This window comes from Kitasatospora sp. NPDC001539, assembly GCF_040298565.1.
GTDB lineage: Bacteria > Actinomycetota > Actinomycetes > Streptomycetales > Streptomycetaceae > Kitasatospora.
The window spans coordinates 38,140-56,557 of sequence record NZ_JBEPAK010000003.1 but is presented as its reverse complement, the minus strand read 5'-3'; the positions used below and the strand labels follow the sequence as shown (position 1 = coordinate 56,557).

The window sequence follows — 18,418 nt, the reverse complement described above, 5'->3', positions numbered from 1 at the left end:
TCCTTGGTACCGGGGCAGCTCGGGGGACGTCCGGCTGGACCCTTGACAACTCTTGCGGTGTAAGAAAACAATAGCCGCCATCGTCTTCTTGCACTGCAAGAAACTGACTCGGAGGGGGTCTCATGCAGCTCGTCGCCGTCATGGTGCGCAAGCTCAACGAAGGTGTGGAGTACGGGGAGTTCCGCGAGGCGTGGATCCCTGACGAGGTGTTCCCGGACGACCCGCGCACCCGGGTGATCACTGCCACCGCGATGGAGGACTCGCGGGAGATCGTCACCATCGCGCTCATCGAGGGCGACCACGGGCCGGAGTCCATCCAGGCGTGGATGGAGAAGCTCGCCCCGGTCGAGGAACGTCGTTTCGAGCGGATCAAGGACCTGGTCGGTCCGCCGACCCTGAACGCCGTGTACCAGGTCGTCGCCGAGGACAACCTGTCGCAGCCGATCGCCCGGTAGGGGAATCGCCCGTGCGGGCGGTATCCGGAAATCCGCCGCCGGCGCAGCGGGCCGACGTCCACCGGCGGGGACAATCGTCGGCCGAATGCCCCTGGTCTTAAGGTCAATGCATCGTCAAGTCGGTTCATTCACAGAATATTCCGACCAGGTATGACATGGCGTCCGGAACATTTACGCCGCGTCGAGGTCTTCACAGGGAGATCTCAGACTGACAGGCTGGGGCCGCCCTTTCAGTACGGAGGAGGTTCCTTGTCCCGCATAACCACGTTGGCCGGAGCGGTCACCTGCGCGCTCGCCCTTGTCACCGGTACCGCCGTCGCCGCGTCGGCCGCGCCTTTCGATCCGGCGCCAGGTGCCGCGGCCGCCGAGGCGAAGGTCGACCCCGTCGACTGGAAGCCGTGCAACCCGGACCCGAGCAAGCCGGACCCCGGCATCTACGACTGTGCCGTCTACCCGGTGCCGCTGGACTACGACAACCCGTCGGGTGAGAAGATCGGCATCGCCATGATGCGGCGGCGGGCGAGCGACCCGTCGAAGAGGATCGGCTCGCTGTTCCTCAACCCGGGCGGCCCGGGCGGCAGCGGATACCTGTGGGCGACCACCACCCGGTTCGGCGCCGAGGTGCAGTCCAGGTTCGACCTGGTCGGCTTCGACCCCCGGGGCGTGGCCCGGAGCAACCCGCTGAAGTGCTTCAAGACCCAGGAAGAAGCGGACGCGGTCAACAACCGCATGGTCGGCGTGCCGGTGACCAAGGCCGAGGTCGACGAGACCCTGGACGCGGACCAGGACTACACCGACGCCTGCAGCAAGAACGCCGGCCCGCTGATCGAGCACATGTCGACCATCAACGTGGTGCGCGACCTCGACCGGATGCGCCGGGCCGTCGGTGACTCCCAGCTCACCTTCGCCGGTTTCTCCTACGGCACCCTGATCGGCTCGACCTACGCGAACATGTACCCGAACAAGGTGCGGGCGATCATCATCGACGGCAACGTCGACCCCAATCTGCGCCTGCACAACGGCCTCGAGTACGACCGCCAGCGGGCAGGCGGCTTCGAGCTGGCCCTTGACGAGTTCCTGAAGCGCTGCCAGGCGGCCGGCGCCCCGCGCTGCGCCTTCGGCGACGGTGACACCCGCGCCAAGTTCGATGCGCTCCGCGACCACCTGCGGACCAGCCCGATCACGCTGTCGAACGGTACCCAGGTGACCCTGAGCAGCTTCACCAGTGAGGTGGCCAGCGCCCTGTACTCGCAGGCCAAGCTGGCTCCGCTGGCGAAGTCGCTGCAGGCCACCTACCAGGTGATGCAGAAGCCGGCCGCGACCGCTCTGCTCGCCCCGAAGGCGAACGTCCCGGACGACGAGGCCAACCAGCTCGCGGTGAACGTCCCGCGTGCGCTGCGCGAGGCTCCGGCCGACTCCGAGTACACGGCCGACGACTCCTACATGGGTGTCAACTGCCAGGACAAGCCGTACCCGTCCAACGACCGGGTGTTCGCCAACGCCGCCCGGGCCTGGGAGAAGGACTCCCCGACCTTCGGCCGCTACCAGGCCTTCGACGCGCCCGCCTGCGCGAGCTGGCCGGCGCCGGCCCGGGACGCCGAGCGCTTCAGCGGCCCGTGGAACAAGAAGACCTCCAACACCGTGATGGTGATCGGCAACCTCTACGACCCGGCGACCCAGTACAAGTTCGCCCAGCGGATGCAGCAGGAGCTGGGCAACGCCGTGCTGGTCAGCGTCGACGCCATCGAGCACTGTGCGGTCGGCCGCAGCAAGGCGCTGAACGCCCTCGTCACCCGCTACCTGGTGGACGGCACCGCGCCGCAGGCCGGGCAGCTGCTGAAGCCGGACGCGGAGATCTTCCCGGCGGTCTGAGGGATCACCCCTCGTACGTCCGGCCGTTGAGGCCGGGGCTGTGGTGGCCGGCGGCCCTGCCGGCCACCACAGTCGTGTCGACCACCGGGCCGGCCACCACGGCCGTGTCGACCACCGTGCCCGTGCTTTCGGGCCGGTGCCCGGGATTGTGCGGAAAATGCGACAGAGGATCGTCATCGAATCTCCTGCGGAGCGGATTCTGCTGAGTCGTCGAGGACCGTATCCGATGCCACTGACAATCGACTCGCGGGGAGTTCTCCACGGATCTCCCATACCCGAGGAAATGGCGTACTGTCACACTAATTCGTAAATGAATTCACACAGCTGGATGCCCGTGTTAGCGTGCGGCTCGCCGGACTCTCTCGAACCTGGGAAGTGGAGGAAAGCCATGCGACACGAATTCTCCGGGCGCACGATCCTGCCGGGCGATCCCCGCTACCGGACGGTGAGTCAGAGCTTCCGGGCAACTACTCATGACTGCGGCAGGCCACGGCCCGTCGGGGCGGGGAGGAGGTGTTCCATCATGTTCAGGTGATGGTGGGCACGGCATCCGGCGCGCCGCGACTGGCTCACCGCGTCGGGCCCGGTGGCCCTGTGCCAATGTGACTGTCCCAATGCGCCTGCCCCAGTGTCACCTGTCGCCGCCGTGCACCTGGCCCGGGGCACCCACCTCACCCGCATCCGCCCAACCGGCGCTATGCCGCCCGGTCCGCCGACTCCGGCTCGACGATCCGGCCGTCACGGAGCTCGATCACCCGGTCGGCGAGCTCCATCAGCGTCGGGTCGTGCGTCGCCACCAGTACCGTGACGCCCTCGCTGCGGACCACCGCGCGCAGCAGCTCCATGATCGAGCGGCCGGTCTCCGAGTCCAGTTGGCCGGTGGGTTCGTCGGCGATGATCAGGCCGGGGTCGTTGGCCAGTGCGCGGGCGATGGCGACGCGCTGCTGCTGGCCGCCGGAGAGCTCGCCGGGGCGCTGGTTGGCGTGGTCGGCGAGGCCGACCAGGGCCAGCAGGGTGTGCGCGCGCTCCTCGCGCTCGGCGGCCGGCACCTTGCGAAGACGCATCGGTATGCCGACGTTCTCGGCGGCGGTGAGCATCGGGATCAGCCCGAAGGACTGGAAGACGAAGCCGAGCCGCTCGCGGCGCAGGGCGAGGCGGCCGTCCTCGTCCAGCCCGGAGAGGTCGATGCCGTCCAGCGCGATGGTGCCGGCGGTCGGGTCGTCCAGGCCACCGACGAGGTTGAGCAGGGTGGTCTTGCCGGAGCCCGATCGGCCCTTCAGTGCGGTGAGTTCACCGCGCTCGATCGAGAAGCTGACGCCGCGCAGCGCGTGGACGGCCCGCTCGCCGGAGCCGAAGCTGCGCCGGAGTTCGGTCACGGACACCATCGGCCCGGCGGGCGTGGTGGTTGCGGTGTCGGCCTGGTGCTGCGTCATTCGGCATCCCCCTGTGGGCGTGGCTACCCGGTTCGGTCCGGGTCGACGGGTGCGGTGGCTGCTCGGGCTCAGGTGTCCGGGCAGGAGGGGCGAGAAGGCGGAATCCCCTGGTCAAAGGAGTGGGCGAAGCTGAAATTGTGAGGTGTTCATGGCACTCAAGGTGGCACTCCGGGACGGGGATGCTACCAATACATGGAATTTGCTCATTGGTTACTTGATTCGCGCAAGTCCCTTCCGTTTCTGGATCGGATCTGACAACATCGTCCGCTATCCGGCGAGCCGTGGCCGGTGATCACTGCACCGGTGTGCCCGTGGGGTGTCCGTCTGTGGCCGTTTCGTGCCTGGACCGGGTCGATGGGTCGGGCCGGGACACGGCTGGGACGCCACCGGGGGAGGAATTCGATGCTCGGCTTCGTCGTGCGCAGACTGCGCGGGCGACTGCCGCTGGCGGCTGCCGTCCTGCTGACGGTGCTGATCACCACGGCGGTCCTGACCGCCTTGGTGACCTTCAACAGCGGGGTCGGTCAGGCCGGTCTGCGGCAGGCGCTCCAGGGCCCCGGCCACGTCCGGACCGCAGTGGTGGTGACCGCCGAGCACGGGCTGGACCAGCGGACCAAGGACGAGGAAGCAGTCGCCGCCTACCAGCAGCAGCTCTTCGGCGCTCTGCCCGTGCACACCGACAGCCTCCTGCGCAGCCGCTCCTACGGTCTCCCGGCCCCCGGAGCCTCAGCCGCTCCGGCCGGCGAGGCCGCTTCGGCCACCGCGGCCGGCGCCCCCGCCGTTACCTCCGCCACTGCCCCCGCCGGTAACTCTGCCGCTTCCCCTGTCGCTGGCTCTGCCAATACCCCCGGCGCCGCCGGGCCGGGCGGTCAGGCCCCCGGGGCCAAGGTCGACCTGACGGTCCTCGCCGGCCTCGACCGCAGCCGGGTCCGGCTGATCGCCGGTGCCTGGCCGGGCGTCGCCGCCGGACCGGTCCGGTCCACCGCCCCGGAGGTCGCCGTTCCCCGGGCCGTGCTGACCCGACTGGGCCTGAACGAGCAGGCGTTGCCCGTCGACGTCCAACTCACCGACCGGATCGACGGCAAGCCGCTCACCGTCCGGATCACCGGGGCCTACCGCGCCACCGACCCCGCCGACCCGTACTGGCGGATCGACCCGGTCGGCGGCCGGGAGGTCGCGACCGGCGGCTTCACCACGCTCGGCCCGATGATGGTCGACCAGAGCGCCTTCACCGTGGGCGGCCTGCCGCAGAGCAGCCGAGGGTGGCTGCTCGACGCCGACTTCGCGGGCGTCGACCAGGCCGCCGTGGAAGCCATCGGCAACCGCGCCGGGGGACTGGGTGAGGACCTGCGGAAGAGCTCGTCGCTCACGGCGACGACCGAACTCCCCGAGGTCGTGCGCGAGTTGTCGGCCGGCCTGGTGGTCGCCCGGTCCACCCTGCTGATCGGCGCCCTCCAACTGGCCGTACTCGCCGCAGCGGCCCTGATGCTGGTCGCCCGGCTGATCTCGGGCCGCCAGGAACGCGAGAACGAACTACTCGCCGCCCGTGGCGCCTCCGGCCTCCGGCTCGGTGGCCTGACCGCCCTGGAACTGGTGCTGCTCGCCCTCCCCGCCGCGGCGTTCGCGCCCCTGCTCACCCCCTTCCTGGTCCGCGTCCTGGCCGGCCTCGGCCGGTCCCACCAGGTGGCCATGGACACCGGCATCGGCTGGGGGCTCTGGCCGGTGGCCGTGCTCTGCTCCCTCGCCTGCATCCTGCTCGCCACCGCGCCGAGCCTGCTGCGCGGAGCCGGTGCCGCCCTGCACTTCGGGGGCGGCCGGCGCCAGGCCCTCGTCTCCGGCATCGCCCGCAACGGCGGCGACCTCGCCGTGCTCGGCCTGGCCGCGCTCGCCTACCAGCAGCTCGACCAGTACGGCGGCGGGCTGTCCGCCGACTCCTCCGGCCGACTGGGCGTCGACCTGCTGCTGGTCGCCACCCCCACCCTGGCCCTGTGCGCGGGCACCCTGGTGGTGCTGCGCCTGCTGCCGCTCGCCGCCAAGCTGGGCGCCCGGGTGGCGGCCCGGGGGCGCGGCCTCGGCCCGGCGCTGGTCGGCTGGCAGCTGGCCCGTCAACCCGCCCGGGCCGCCGGCCCGGTGCTGCTGCTCGTCCTGGCCGTGGCCACCGGGGTGCTCGCCATCGGCCAACACGCCACCTGGACCGCCTCCCAACGGGACCAGGCCGCCTTCAGCACCGGCGGCGGTCTGCGGATCAGCGCCGTGCACGGTTCCGTGATGGGGCAGGGCGGCCGGTTCGCGGCCCTGCCGGGCGGCGATCGGCTGATCCCGGTCGTCCGCGAGCAGCAGTCGCTGCCCACCGGTACGGGCCAGCTACTGGCCGTGGACACCGCCGCCCTCGCCGACCGCCTCCCGATCCGCAGCGACCTGCTCGGCGGGCACACCGCCGGCGAACTGTTCCGCCCGCTCGCCCAGTCGGCACCGACCGGCGCGCAGGCCGGGCTCCCGCTGCCCGGCCGCCCGATGCGGATCGACGCCGACCTGTCCGTCCGCCAGGAGTTCGGCCGTCCGGCCTTCGGATCGCCGTCGATCCCGTCCGCGCCGGAAGTGACGCTGCTGCTGCGGGACCGCTTCGGCTACGTCCACAAGGCCCTCTTCGCCGACCTTCCGCTCAACGGCGAGCTGCGCGCCTCGGCTCCCCTGAGGGCGCTGGTCGACGCCCCGACCGGCTCCGCCGCCGCGCCACTGACCCTGGTGGGGGCCACCGTCTCCTTCGGTGCCCGGGCCGGCGGGGAGGTGACCGTCCGCCGACTGGCCGTGTCGGACACCGCCGACGGTCCCGCGACCGCCGTCCCGCCGCCGACCGGCCTGTCCTGGAAGGGAACCATGGTCGACGCCCCGGCACTCGGCGCCACGACCGGGCCGATCGCCACCGTCAGCCCCGAACCGGTCGACGCCGAGCGGCTGTTCACCGTCGACTACCGCATGGCGGGCGGCATCGGAAGCAGCTACCGGGCCGTCCTCGGCCCCGCCGGGGCGACCGCGCCGACCGCCGTCTCCGGCGTCGCCGCCCGCGGCTACCTCGAACTCGTCGGCGCGTCGGTCGGCGACACCGTGCAGGTGCCCTTCGACGGCACCGTCCTCCCGGTCACGATCACCGGGGTGGTCGAGGCCCTGCCGGTGGCAGGACGGAACGCGCTCGTCATCGACCTCGACACGACCGCGCGCCTGCTGGCCGCCCAGGGCCGCTCCCTGCCCAGCCGCGCCGAGTGGTGGCTACCCGCCACCGGACCGGGGGACCCGACTCCGGCCCGGGCCGCGGCCGTGCTGCGGTCGGCCCCCGGCTCCCAGGACGTCCAGCTCTCCGACGAGGTCTCCGAAGGCCTGCTCAGCGACCCGGTGGGCGCCGCCCCGCAGACCGCGCTGATGGCCATCGCGATCGTCACCGCGGTGCTCGCCGCGATCGGCTTCGCCGCCTCCGTGGCCGGCTCCGCCCACGAGCGCGCCCGGGACTCCGCCCTGCTGCTCGCCCTCGGCGCGCCCCGCAAACAGGTCACCCGCACCGTGGTCGCCGAACAGGCGCTGCTGGTAGGGCTCGGCGCAGCCGTGGGCATCGGGCTCGGCACCCTGCTCGTCCATCTGATCGTGCCGTTCGTCGTCCTGACCCCCGCTGCCGGACGACCGGTGCCCGAAGCCCGGATCGAGCTGCCGGTCGGCCAGGCCGTGCTGTTCACGGCCGCGATCGCCGTCGTCCCGCTGCTGGCGGCCTTCCTCATCGGACGCCGTCGTCGAGACGTGGCCTCCCGGCTGCGCCACGTGGAGGAGATGTGACCACCAAGGCCGGGACCACCGCGCCCACGCCCTCGCCCGCCCCGGCACCCGGCCACCGCCCGGCGCCCTGGGTCCGGACCAGACTGCGTGCGATGCCGTTGGCCGCCCTGCTCACCGCGGCCCTCGCTCTCGTCACCGTGTTCCTGGCCGCGGCCTTCCCCCGGCTCCAGGACCGCGGCGCGGACGCGGCCCTCCAGGACTTCGTGCGCCACAAGGGCCTCAACCCGACCAGCCTGCACTCCACCGCCCGGACCGGTGGCGCCGAGACAGCCGCCGACCTCGACGCCGTGCGGCAGAAGCTCACCGCGGAGGTCGGCCGGGAGCTGACGCTCGCTCCGTCGGGCCTGGCCACCGGCGCCCGGGCCCTGAACCCGCGCGGCATGTTCAATCCGGGGTACGCCCGGATCTCCGGCGATCCCTCCCTCCTCACCCTCTACTACCTGAGCGACCTGACCGCCCGGGCCACCCTGACCGACGGCACCTGGCCGACCCCGGCCCCTCCCGACGGCCCGCTGCCGATCGTCCTGAGCAAGAAGGCCGCCGAGACCCTCCACGTCGAACTCGGCGACGTCGTCGACAACGGCACCCTGGGAGAGGGCACCCGGCGGAGCACCGTGGTGGTCGGGTTCTACCGGGTCAACGAGCCCCAGGACCCGTTCTGGGACGACCTCGGTTGCCCGGCCCGCGCCTGCCTCCAGCCCGATCCGCAGCACGAGCACTGGGCCACCAGCGGTTTCGTCGACGGCGGAAGCCTGCCGGCGCTGGCCCGCTGGGGCGCCGGCGGCGAGGACTTCTGGCGGCTTCCCGTCGACCCCGCCTCCCTGCGCGCGGACCGCCTCGACCGGACCCGCAGCGCCGTCAGCTCGTTCCTCGCCGGCCCCGGCGCCACGGCCCTGGCCTCCGCGACCGGCCGCTCCGACCTGCACACCAGCTCGAACCTGCCCGACATCCTCAGCCGCGCTGACGACCGCTACCGGGCATCACTGCCGCTGAGCGCGATCGGACCGGCCGGTGTCGCGGGAGTGGGCACCGTGGTGCTGTGCCTGGCCGCCGCCCTCACCACCGACCGGCGCACCGCCGAGATCCGCCTGCTGCGGGCCCGCGGCGGCTCCCGCACCGGGGTGCTGGTGCGGTTGCTCGGCGAAGGCGCCGCCACCGTCCTGCCCGCGGCCGTCGTCGGCACGGCCCTCGCGCTGGTGCTGCTGCCCACCCCCCGGTGGGGCCACGCGGTCCTGGCGGCGCTCGCCGCGACCCTGCTGGCCCTGCTGGCCTTCCCCGCCCGCGCCGCGCTGCTGCGGCCACGCCGCCGGGGGGCCGGGGGCTGGCGCCGGATCGTCGGTGAGCTCGTCGTCCTGGCCGTCACCGCGGCGGCCGTCGCCGAGGTCCGCCGCCGAGGCGTCGGAGTGACGGACGCCGGATCCGATCCGCTGCTGATCGCCGCCCCCCTGCTGCTCGCCGTCACCGGCGGGCTGCTGCTGGCCCGGATCGAGCCGGTGGTGGTCGGTTGGCTGGCCGCCGTCGCGAGGCGCGGACGCGGCCTGATCGGCTTCCTCGGCCTGGCCCGGGCGGCCCGCGACGCCTCGGGCCGCCGCCGGCCCTCCGCCCTGCCGCTGCTCGCCCTGCTGATAGCCGTCACCACGACGGGTTTCGGCGCCACCGTGCTCGACACCGTCGACCACGTCCGGACCCGCGCCGCACGCATCGCCACGGGTGGGGACGTCGCCGTCTCCCTCCCTCAGTACGCCAGCCTGTCCGAGGCGTTCACCAAGGCCGCCGCCGGGCTGCCGGGCGTCCGGGCCGCGACCGGGGCCTGGGTCGAGACCAACGCCCGCTTCGTCGGCGCCGACGGGGACTACACCGATGCCATCCTCGTGGTCGTCGAGCCGACCGCCTACGCCGAGATCTCCCGCACGCTCGGCGTCGGCGAGTTCGACCCGGCGAAGCTCGCCGCCGCCCCCGGCGGCCCGGACACCAGGATCCCCGCGCTGTTCAGCCGGGACCTGGCCAAGCGCCTGAGCGCCGGCGCACCCGAGGTCCGCACGCCCAACGGGAACGGGCTGCGCACCACCGTGGCCGGGATCGTCACCGCCAGCCCGGCCGTCCCCGACCCGGGCAGACCCTTCGTCGTGGTGGCCGCCGGCCCGGCCTGGGAGCGGCTGCCGGAGTCCCAGCGGACGAACAAGTGGTTCGCCGTCGGCGACCCGGACCCCGAGCGGGTCAGGGCGGCGCTGCGCGACAGCGGCCTCGCCCAACCGAGCGGACTGGCCAAGCTGATCGCGGACGACGCCGCGGCCGCCGGCAAGGGCACGCACGGCCTGCCCGTCGGCTACACGGTGCACAGCAGCCGGGAACTCGCCGTCCAACTGGCCGACGACCCGCTGCAGCACGCCGCCGGGCGGCTGTTCCGGTACGCGGCCACCGCCGGAGCCGGGTTCGCCCTGCTCGCCGTGCTGCTGACGCTGTTCCGAGCGGCGCCCGAGCGCACCGCCGTGCTCGCCCGGCTGCGCACGATGGGTCTGCGGCCCCGGCAGGGGCTGGCACTGATCCTCGCCGAGGCCCTGCCGCAGACCCTGGCGGCGGCCGTCGGTGGTGGGCTGGCCGCGGTGGCGGCGGTCGGACTGCTGGGCAGCGCCTTCGACATCTCGACCTTGGTCGGCGCCAAGGTCGGGGACGTCATCACCCCCACGCTGCTGCCGGTGCTGCTGCCCACGGCGGGCCTGGCCCTGCTGATCGGCCTCGCGGTGGTGCTGGAGACGCTGATCGCCGGCCGGCGCCAGATCGCCGTCGAGCTGCGGGCCGGGGAGCAGTCATGACGCCCCGGCGGGCCGCAGGGGCCTTGACGGCGCGGGCCACCGGGAGCCGATGGGCGGCCGGGACCGGCAGTACCCGCTGTACGGGCCGCACCGGCACGATCAGCCGGGCCGGCCGGGCCATCGGGATCGGCCGGACCAGCCGGACCAGCCGGATCCGCACGACCGTCAGGACAGCTGAGACAGGCCGACCAGCCGGGACCGTCCGGACGGCCCGGACAATCCAGACAGCCGAGTCAGGAGACCAACGGTGAACACCAGCCACCAGGAGCGGCCGACGGTCGAGGCCCCCAGCCTGCAGGAGCTCCGGCAGCGGGCGCTCGCCGCCGCCTCGCCCACGGCCCACGCGGAGGGCGCGGCCATCGTCTGCGATCGGCTGGTCCGGATCTTCAGCGCCGAGGGCATCGAGGTCCAGGCGCTCCAAGGCCTGGAACTGACCATCCGACAGGGCGACCTGGTCGCCCTGGTCGGCGCGTCCGGCAGCGGGAAGTCCACCCTGCTCACCATCCTCGCCGGGCTGGACGTGCCGACCGCCGGCACCGCCACCGTGGCGGGCTGCGACCTGCTCGAGATGTCCGCCAAGGAGCGGCTGCGCTACCGGCGCGAGGTGGTCGGCTTCATCTGGCAGCAGACCGCCCGGAACCTGCTGCCGTTCCTGACCGCGGCCGAGAACATCGCCCTGCCGATGCAGCTGCGCGGTCGTCGCTCCGGAGCCGGGGGATCGAGGCGGCAGGCCGCCCGCGTGGCCGAGTTGATGGAGGCCCTGGAGATCGGGGACCTCGCCCACCGGCGGCCCGGCGAGCTCTCCGGAGGCCAGCAGCAGCGGGTTGCCATCGCGGTGGCGATGGCCAACAACCCGCCCGTGCTGCTCGCCGACGAGCCGACCGGCGAGCTCGACTCGGAGACCGGCGCGGTGATCTTCGACGCCTTCCGCACCGTCAACCGGGAGCTCGGTGCCACCGTCGTCATCGTCACCCACGACCCGATGGTGGCCGGTGAGGTGCGCCGCACGGTCGCCATCCGGGACGGACGGACCAGCAGCGAGGTGCTGCGCCGCACGGTGACGGACGAGCACGGGGAGGAGTCGGTCAACGAGCGCGAGTACGTGATGCTGGACCGCACCGGGCGGGTGCAGCTGCCCGTCAAGTTCCTGGAGGCGCTCGGCATGGAGCACCGGGTGGCGGTCGACCTCGCCGCCGACCACATCGAGGTCCGGCCGGACGACGTCGCCGGTCACTGACGGCGCTCAGCCGTCGCCGCCCATCCGCTGGAAGAGGCCGCTGTTCTCGGCGTCCCTCCGGAGGTCGGGAGGCGCGGCCCCGTCGCGGTCGCCGTGGGATGGGGCGGTGCAGCGGGCGAAGACGAGCACGGCACTGGCTGCCACGGCCAGGATGCCCAGTGCGGTGAGGATGCGTAGCCAGGTCAAGATGTGCCTCCTGGAGGCAGTGCGAGGGAACGCCGCCGGAGGTGTATCGGCAGTTCGGCTCGCACGGTCGAGTGCCCACGGTCGGTTCTTCCCGGCGACCGCCGCGCGAGAGGTCGCCCGCGCGGGCGCTCGAAGCATCATGGGGGCGCGTCACGCCCCTTCGCGCGCCCCGGCGACGGCCGCGACCCGACCCCGCGCCCGGTACGGGACCCGCCGCCGCCTGCCGTGCGGCGCCCCGTCCGGGCCCGCCCCGGGTGGCGGCGGACCGGCCGGGGGCGGCGCGTTGTTAGGGTTCCCCGTCGGGCGCAGCGCGGAAGCGCTGGGCGGGCGATCGATGCGCGGGCACATCGGTGCGCGGCCAAGCGGTAGACGGGGGAGCGGTGGACGGGGGAGCGGTGGACGGGGGAGCGGTGGGTGGCACGGTGACTGCGGTGCTGGCTCCGGACGGGGTGGTGGATCTACGGGGCGCGGACGGGGCGGAGTTCGTCGTGGCGTACCCGGCTGACGCCGTGGTGGTGGTGTCGGGGCTGCCGGGGGCCGGGAAGAGCACCTTGCTGCGGCGCTGGTCCGGGGGCCGGCCCGGTGAGGCGTGCGGCGCCCCGGTGGTGGACCCGCGGGCGGTGCACGAGGCCTGCGAGGCGGTGATGCCCGCGTGGTTGCCGTACGGGGTGTACCGGCCGTGGGCGCGGTGGGAGCACTTCCGGTTGCTGCGCAGGTCGGTCCGGCGGGGCGGGCCGTTGCTGGTGCACGACTGCGGTAGCCGTGCGTGGATGCGGCGATGGCTCGCGTCGGAGGCCGGTCGCCGGGGGCGAGAGCTGCACCTGGTGCTGCTGGACGTCGGCGCCATGACCGCGATCGAGGGCCAGCGGGCGCGCGGGCGGCACGCCTCGGTACGGGTGTTCGCCCGCCATCGGCGTGGTCTGGAGCGGTTGTCGAGGGCCTTCACGGGCCACGTGCGGTCGGACGGGCCGACCCTGCCCCCTCCGGTGGCGCCCGCGCTGACACCTGCGCTGCCGGCCGTGCGTACGCGTGCAGCTGCGCCGGTGCCCCACCCGACGCCGGAGGCGGTGTCGGTCCTGTTGCTGGACGGGGTCTCCCGGTCGCGCGCCGTGGGGGTTCGGTTCGGCTGACCTCCACCGCGGGGCGCACGCACCCGTGGCCCGTGCGGTCGGCCCGGGCGGGCGACAAGCCACGGTGCGGACACTGCGGCCAGGACCCGGGCCCCGCGGGAACGCGTCCCGTCGGGGCCCGTCGGCCGGCCGCCTGCTCAGCGGAGTCCGTCCCAGAGGAGGCGTTCGTCCCGCCGCGGATCCCGGACCACCGCCGGTGCGTCGGCCGTCAGCCGCAGCACCTCCCGGTCAGGAAGGTAGGCGGGCCAGGACGGCAGCCCTCGGTGGCGGGGTCGCCCGTCGCGGGCGAAGGACGTCCAGGCGGCTCGGACGGTCTCGGACAGCTTCGGATGGTGCGCCGGGTCCGCGAGCGGGTCGGAGCCGCCGGCGAACAGGTATCCGAGCTCGGCCATGTGGCAGGCGCCGAGAACGCCGTCCAGCACGGGGGAGGGCTGCGCGAACTCGTAGACGTAGGTGTCGGCGCCGTGGAGGGCGCGCGCCTCGGCGATCCGGAGGGCGGGTATCCGGTAGCCGTGGTCGGTCATCACCGCGGAGAACAGGTCGGCGGCACCGGCCTGCGGCCGGGAGGCGGCGTAGCGCGTCCGCGCGGCGGCGGGGTCGAGTCCGAGGGCGGCGAGGAAGCCGTACAGGAAGGTGTCGTCGATGCGGTCGGCCATGCCGAGCGGCACCAGGAAGAGTCGGAACTCCTCGCTGGTGACGCCCGTGAGCAGGTCGAGATGACGGCCCGCGCCCGCGGCGACCGCGTCGACGGGTCGTTCGGGCAGGCTCTGCGTCCCGAAGACGGGCAGGACGGTGGTGCCCCCGCCCGCGGACTCGCCCCAGCGGCCCGGGTCGGTGCTACGGGCGATCTCCTGCGCGAGCAGGGCGTCAGCGGCGATCAGATCCTGCGGTGAGACGGCGGCCAGGGGTGGTGCACTCCACACCGGCGAGTTCGGCGAGGCGCTCGGTGAGGAGGCGCGCGGTCGCGGGGGAGTGGGCGTGGTGCCCGGCGCCGCTCTGGGTGATGGCCCGGTGGAAGAGGCCTTCGGCGCGGGGCATGGCCATGAGGGCGGTGATGCTGATCGCCCCGGCTGACTGGCCGAACACCGTCACGTTGTCCGGATTCCCGCCGAACTCGGCGATGTTGTCGCGCACCCACTCCAGGGCGGCGATCTGGTCCAGCAGCCCGAGGTTCGCCGTGCCGTCGGGCAGGAGGAGGAAACCCTCGGGCCCCAGACGGTAGTTGAGGGTCACGCAGACGACGCCGTCGCGGGCGAACGCGGAGCCGTCGTACGTCGGCAGCGAACCGGACCCGTTGCGGAACGCGCCGCCGTGGATCCACACCATGACGGGCAGTCCGGCCTGCGAGCGGTGTGCGGAGGGCGTCCAGACGTTGAGGTTCAGACAGTCCTCGCCCTGTTCCCCGGCGGGGAGGAGCAGACCGGCCATGGCCGGACCGTAACCCGGTTGGGGCGCCGCCGGACCGGGCCGCAGGGCGTCACGCACCTCGCTCCAGGGCTCGGGCGGCCGGGGCGCACGCATCCGGTCCGGGCCGAACGGGGGAGCGGCGTAGCGGACGCCGAGGAACGACGCGATGCCGTCCCGGAAGCGGCCGCGAACCGGTCCGTGGAGGGTGTTGACGACGATGGTGTCCATGGCGGTGAGTGGCCCCGGGAGGTAGTGCGGTGTTCGCGTGCGATGCAGGCCCTTCCGGGTGTCCCCGTCCCTCGCAACCGAATTCCGGCACCGGCGCACTGACCAACGCACCGGCGTACTGACACACCGACGAGCTGACGCACAGGCGCACCGACGCACAGGCGCACCGGCGTACCGGCGTACCGGCGTACCGGCGCACCGGCGCACCGACAGGCCGGAGATCGCCGCCGTCGGCGCCGGCCGGGCGAGCGCACTGCGAGACTGGGGGCGGCAGGTTCCGTCACGGAGAGAGGTCACACCCCGCATGCCCAGCAGCGCCGCCGTCGACAACCCCTGGTTCCGTCGGTTCAACCCGTCCGACTCCGCGCCCGCCCGGGTGGTGATCTTCCCGCACGCAGGCGGCTCCGCCAGCTACTACCTGGACCACGCCAACGCGCTCGCGCCGCACGCCGACGTGCTCACCGTCCAGTACCCGGGGCGGCAGAACCGCTACGCGGAGCCGACGATCGACTCGGTGCCGGAGCTGGCCGAGCAGGCCTACCGGGAGCTGAGGGAGTGGTCGGACCGGCCGCTGACCCTCTTCGGGCACAGCATGGGTGCGGCCGTCGCCTTCGAGGTGGCCCGCTGCTTCGCCCGGGACGGCCTGGCCGGGCCGGAGCGGCTGTTCGTGTCGGCGGGGCGCGCGCCCTCGCTGCCCCGGGACAGCGAGATCCACCGGCTGTCGGACGACGGCATGCTCCGGGAGATCGTGCGGCTCGGCGGGACGGACGAGCGGATCCTCACCATTCCCGCGCTGCGCGAGCTGATCCTGCCGGCGCTGCGGGCCGACTACACCGCGATCGAGACGTACCGCGCCGCGCCGGACGCCGTCGTGCCGCAGCCGATCATCGGGCTGGTGGGGGAGAGCGACGGCAACGCGACGGTCGATCAGGTCGCGCAGTGGGAGCGGCACACCACCGGCGGCTTCGACCTGCGGGTCTTCCCGGGCGGGCACTTCTATGTGGCGGACCAGGTCGAGGCCGTGGTGCGGTTGGTCGCGGACCACCTGGGCGGTGAGACGCCCGTTCGTCCCCTGTCCACTGTCCGACCGCTCGACTAGGGTGCCTGCTGGCGGGCCATCGGTCGGTCCGGCCCGCCAGCAGACCACGTGGGAGGCCGCCATGCGCCGGATCGCCGTCGTCGGAGCGGGCCAGGCCGGCCTGCAGCTCGCGCTCGGGCTGGTGGCCGACGGGTACGCCGTGACGCTGGTGGCCGAGCGCACCCCGGAACAGGTGCGCCGCGGGCGGGTGCTGTCCACCCAGGTGCTGTTCGGCCCGGCGCTGCGGATCGAAGCGGCCGCCGGGCTGGACCTGTGGGCGCGCGAGGCGCCCGCCGTCTCCGCGGTGGACGCGGTGCTCGCGGCGCCGCCGGCCACCAGGGCGCTGGAGTTCACCATGACGCTGGACGAGCCGGGCCAGTCGGTGGACCAGCGGATCAAGCTGGCCCGCTGGCTGGAACTGCTCGAGGAGCGCGGCGGCCGGGTCGAGTACGGCTCGCTGGACCGCGCCGGCCTGCACCAGCTGGCCCGACGGCACGAGCTGACCGTGGTCGCGGTCGGGCGCGGGGACCTGGCCGGGATCTTCGAACGGCACGCCGCACGGTCGCCCTTCGACCGGCCGCAGCGCGCGCTGTCCTGCCTCTACGCGCACGGCGTGGGTTCGGCGGACCCGTCCGCCGGGCCCAGGGCGCGGATGCACGCCCTGCCCGGCCTCGGTGAGCTGTACCTGCAGCCGGCCCTGACGCTCTCCGGCCCCTGCGACATCCTGCTGTGGGAGGCGCTGCCCGGCGGACCGCTGGACGCGTTCGGCGACGGCCCGGCGCCCGACGTCCAACTGGCCCGTGTCCGCGAGCTGCTGGCCGAGTACCTGCCCTGGGAGGCGGAGCTCTGGCAGGAGGCCGAGCCGACCGATGCCGGGGCCGGACTCCACGGCGCGGTGACCCCCACCGTGCGCCGCCCGGTGGCGGAGCTCGGGACGGGCGTCGACGCCGTCCACGTGCTCGGCCTCGGTGACGCCGTGGTCGTCAACGACCCGATCACCGGCCAGGGCGCCAACGGCGCGGCCCGCGCGGCGGAGGCGTACCGGCGGGCGATCGTCGAGCACGGCGACGCCCCGTACACGGCGGACTGGATGTGCCGCACCGCCGAGCGGTTCTGGCAGCAACACGCCCGGCACGCCGTGGAGTTCACGGCCTCGATGCTGACCGTGCCGGAGCACCTGCACGGGGTCTTCGCGGCCGCCGCCGACCACGAGCAGGTCGCCCGCCGGCTGGCCAACACCTACGCCGAGCCGAGCGACCACGCCGCCTGGCTGGCCACGCCCGAGCTCACCGCCGCGTACCTCTCATCGGTCGCCGGCCAGCGCGGTGGCTCGTCGGCCGGTTCGGTGACCCGTCGGCCGGCGTGGTGACCCGTCGGCCGGTTCGGTGACCCGTTGGTCGGTGTGGTGACGCTTCGCCCGGTGCGGTGACCGCGTGGGTCCGCCGGGTCGGGTCGGAACGCGGACCCAGGCCATGACCCGGTGTCAGAGCCGCCCGGTAGCGTGCCGGCCACCAGATCCGACTCCTCTCCGGGAGAACCACCGTGGACATCCTGCTCATCGCCGGTTTGTGGCTCGACGGATCCGTCTGGGACGACGTCGTGCCGGAGCTCACCGCGCTCGGCCACCGCCCCGTGCCGCTCACCCTCCCGGGCCAGGGCGACGGCATCGCCTCCGCGACGCTTGACGACCAGCTGGAAGCCGTGCTCGCGGCGGTGGACGCGGCTCCCGGAAAGCCGCTGGTGGTGGGGCACTCCGCCGCCTCGACGCTGGCCTGGCTGGCCGCCGACCGGCGGCCGGAGAGGGTGGCCAAGGTCGCGCTGGTCGGCGGCTTCCCCGCCGCCGACGGGCGGCCCTATGCCGATCACTTCCCGGTCGTGGACGGGGCCGTGCCCTTCCCGGGCTGGGGTCCCTTCGAGGGCGCGGACTCCGCCGATCTGGACCAGCAGACCCGCGACCGCATCGCGTCCACGGCGGTTCCCGTCCCTGAGGCGGTCGCCAGGGGAGTCGTGCGGCTGACCGACGAGCGCCGCTTCGACGTCCCCGTCGTGCTCGTCTGCCCCGAGTTCGCCCCTGCCCAGGCGGAGGAGTGGATCGCCGCCGGTGCGAGCCCCGAGCTCGCTCGCGCCGGCCGCCTCGCGTTCGTGGACCTCGACTCGGGCCACTGGCCGATGGTCAGCCGCCCCCGCGAACTCGCCCGCGTCCTGGCGGAGGCCGCCGACTCGTAGAGGAGCCGAGTCGGCACGGCGATGCCCTCCTCATCAGCCGCACCTCGTCATCAGCGCACCTCGTCATCAGCGCACCTCGTCATCAGCGTCCTTCGGCGTCAGCGCCCCTCGGCACCGGCCTCGGCCTGCGGAGCCGGCGGGGCGCTTTCGCCGTTTCACCGGTCTGTCATCGGCCGTCACTACCGTGCCCTTGACGTGTTCGCGGCGGCTTACGGGCCCTGCTGCGTGCGGCCCGATCGAGTGGAGCCCGGCGTGACCGAACTGCGGCCCCGACCCGCCCCCTTCAGGTCGACCCGGCGGAGATCCGGTCGGGTCGCCGGACCTGGCGGCTCCGGAGCAGGTCCCTCCGCGGGACGGTGCCACCGGCCCTCTCGCCGGTGATCGACTCCTCCCGGCTGCCTCCCCCGGCGCGCACCGAGCGCACCTTCCGGGCGGCCGACGGCCTCGCCGCCCCGGCCACCCGGGTGAGGTCCGCCAGCGCCCTGGGGTCCCGTCCGCCCGCACCCCGGCCACCCCGTGCCCGCCCGGGGA

The 18,418-nt window shown here is 73.7% G+C and carries 13 protein-coding genes; 9 read left to right on the top strand and 4 right to left on the bottom strand.

Annotated elements, in window-relative coordinates; genetic code table 11:
* Positions 1-122 precede the first annotated feature (122 nt).
* Both ABT247_RS01495 and ABT247_RS01490 read left to right on the top strand, forming a co-directional pair.
* Positions 123-455 (top strand): hypothetical protein, encoded by a 333-nt coding sequence (locus ABT247_RS01495; protein ID WP_350736167.1) that lies wholly within the window; start codon positions 123-125, stop codon positions 453-455.
* 249 nt (positions 456-704) lie between these two features.
* Complete coding sequence (locus ABT247_RS01490; RefSeq protein WP_350736164.1) at positions 705-2,327, top strand: alpha/beta hydrolase; 1,623 nt, start codon at positions 705-707, stop codon at positions 2,325-2,327.
* Positions 2,328-3,022: 695 nt separating this feature from the next.
* On the opposite strand, the gene ABT247_RS01485 is transcribed toward ABT247_RS01490, so the two are convergent.
* Positions 3,023-3,760, bottom strand: a complete 738-nt coding sequence (locus tag ABT247_RS01485) for an ABC transporter ATP-binding protein (RefSeq protein ID WP_350736160.1) — start codon at positions 3,758-3,760, stop codon at positions 3,023-3,025.
* Between the two features lie 402 nt (positions 3,761-4,162).
* Here ABT247_RS01485 and ABT247_RS01480 point away from each other — a divergent pair, with 402 nt between their 5' ends.
* From ABT247_RS01480 to ABT247_RS01470, 3 genes are all read left to right on the top strand, one after another.
* Positions 4,163-7,582 (top strand): ABC transporter permease, encoded by a 3,420-nt coding sequence (locus ABT247_RS01480; RefSeq protein WP_350736157.1) that lies wholly within the window; start codon positions 4,163-4,165, stop codon positions 7,580-7,582.
* Positions 7,579-10,395 carry a hypothetical protein gene (locus ABT247_RS01475; protein WP_350736154.1) on the top strand — a complete coding sequence of 939 codons (2,817 nt, stop codon included), beginning with the start codon at positions 7,579-7,581 and terminating at the stop codon, positions 10,393-10,395. Before ABT247_RS01480 ends, ABT247_RS01475 begins: the two co-directional genes overlap by 4 nt.
* A 247-nt stretch (positions 10,396-10,642) precedes the next feature.
* On the top strand, positions 10,643-11,632 hold the full coding sequence (locus ABT247_RS01470; RefSeq protein ID WP_350736152.1) for an ABC transporter ATP-binding protein: 990 nt from the start codon (positions 10,643-10,645) through the stop codon (positions 11,630-11,632).
* A 6-nt stretch (positions 11,633-11,638) separates the two neighbouring features.
* Here the strand turns inward: ABT247_RS01470 and ABT247_RS01465 are convergent, their stop codons facing one another.
* A complete protein-coding gene (locus tag ABT247_RS01465) occupies positions 11,639-11,818 on the bottom strand; it encodes a hypothetical protein (RefSeq protein ID WP_350736149.1) in 180 nt (59 codons plus the stop codon).
* Between the two features lie 431 nt (positions 11,819-12,249).
* Here ABT247_RS01465 and ABT247_RS01460 point away from each other — a divergent pair, with 431 nt between their 5' ends.
* Positions 12,250-12,948, top strand: a complete 699-nt coding sequence (locus tag ABT247_RS01460; protein WP_350736146.1) for an AAA family ATPase — start codon at positions 12,250-12,252, stop codon at positions 12,946-12,948.
* Positions 12,949-13,085: 137 nt separating this feature from the next.
* On the opposite strand, the gene ABT247_RS01455 is transcribed toward ABT247_RS01460, so the two are convergent.
* The gene (locus tag ABT247_RS01455) at positions 13,086-13,871 is read right to left on the bottom strand and encodes a carboxylesterase family protein (protein WP_350736143.1); all 786 of its coding nucleotides are present in this window, start codon (positions 13,869-13,871) and stop codon (positions 13,086-13,088) included.
* Positions 13,816-14,583, bottom strand: a complete 768-nt coding sequence (locus tag ABT247_RS01450) for a carboxylesterase/lipase family protein (RefSeq protein WP_350736141.1) — start codon at positions 14,581-14,583, stop codon at positions 13,816-13,818. The genes ABT247_RS01455 and ABT247_RS01450 overlap by 56 nt, the downstream gene beginning before the upstream one ends.
* Before the next feature lie 304 nt (positions 14,584-14,887).
* Here ABT247_RS01450 and ABT247_RS01445 point away from each other — a divergent pair, with 304 nt between their 5' ends.
* The 3 genes from ABT247_RS01445 to ABT247_RS01435 all read left to right on the top strand — a co-directional run bounded on the left by ABT247_RS01445 (position 14,888) and on the right by ABT247_RS01435 (position 17,887).
* Positions 14,888-15,682 carry a thioesterase II family protein gene (locus ABT247_RS01445; protein ID WP_350736137.1) on the top strand — a complete coding sequence of 265 codons (795 nt, stop codon included), beginning with the start codon at positions 14,888-14,890 and terminating at the stop codon, positions 15,680-15,682.
* Positions 15,683-15,743: 61 nt separating this feature from the next.
* Positions 15,744-17,030, top strand: coding sequence for a styrene monooxygenase/indole monooxygenase family protein (locus ABT247_RS01440; protein ID WP_350736135.1), 1,287 nt, complete (start codon positions 15,744-15,746; stop codon positions 17,028-17,030).
* Between the two features lie 173 nt (positions 17,031-17,203).
* The gene (locus ABT247_RS01435; protein WP_350736132.1) at positions 17,204-17,887 is read left to right on the top strand and encodes an alpha/beta fold hydrolase; all 684 of its coding nucleotides are present in this window, start codon (positions 17,204-17,206) and stop codon (positions 17,885-17,887) included.
* The last annotated feature ends 531 nt before the right edge of the window (positions 17,888-18,418 follow it).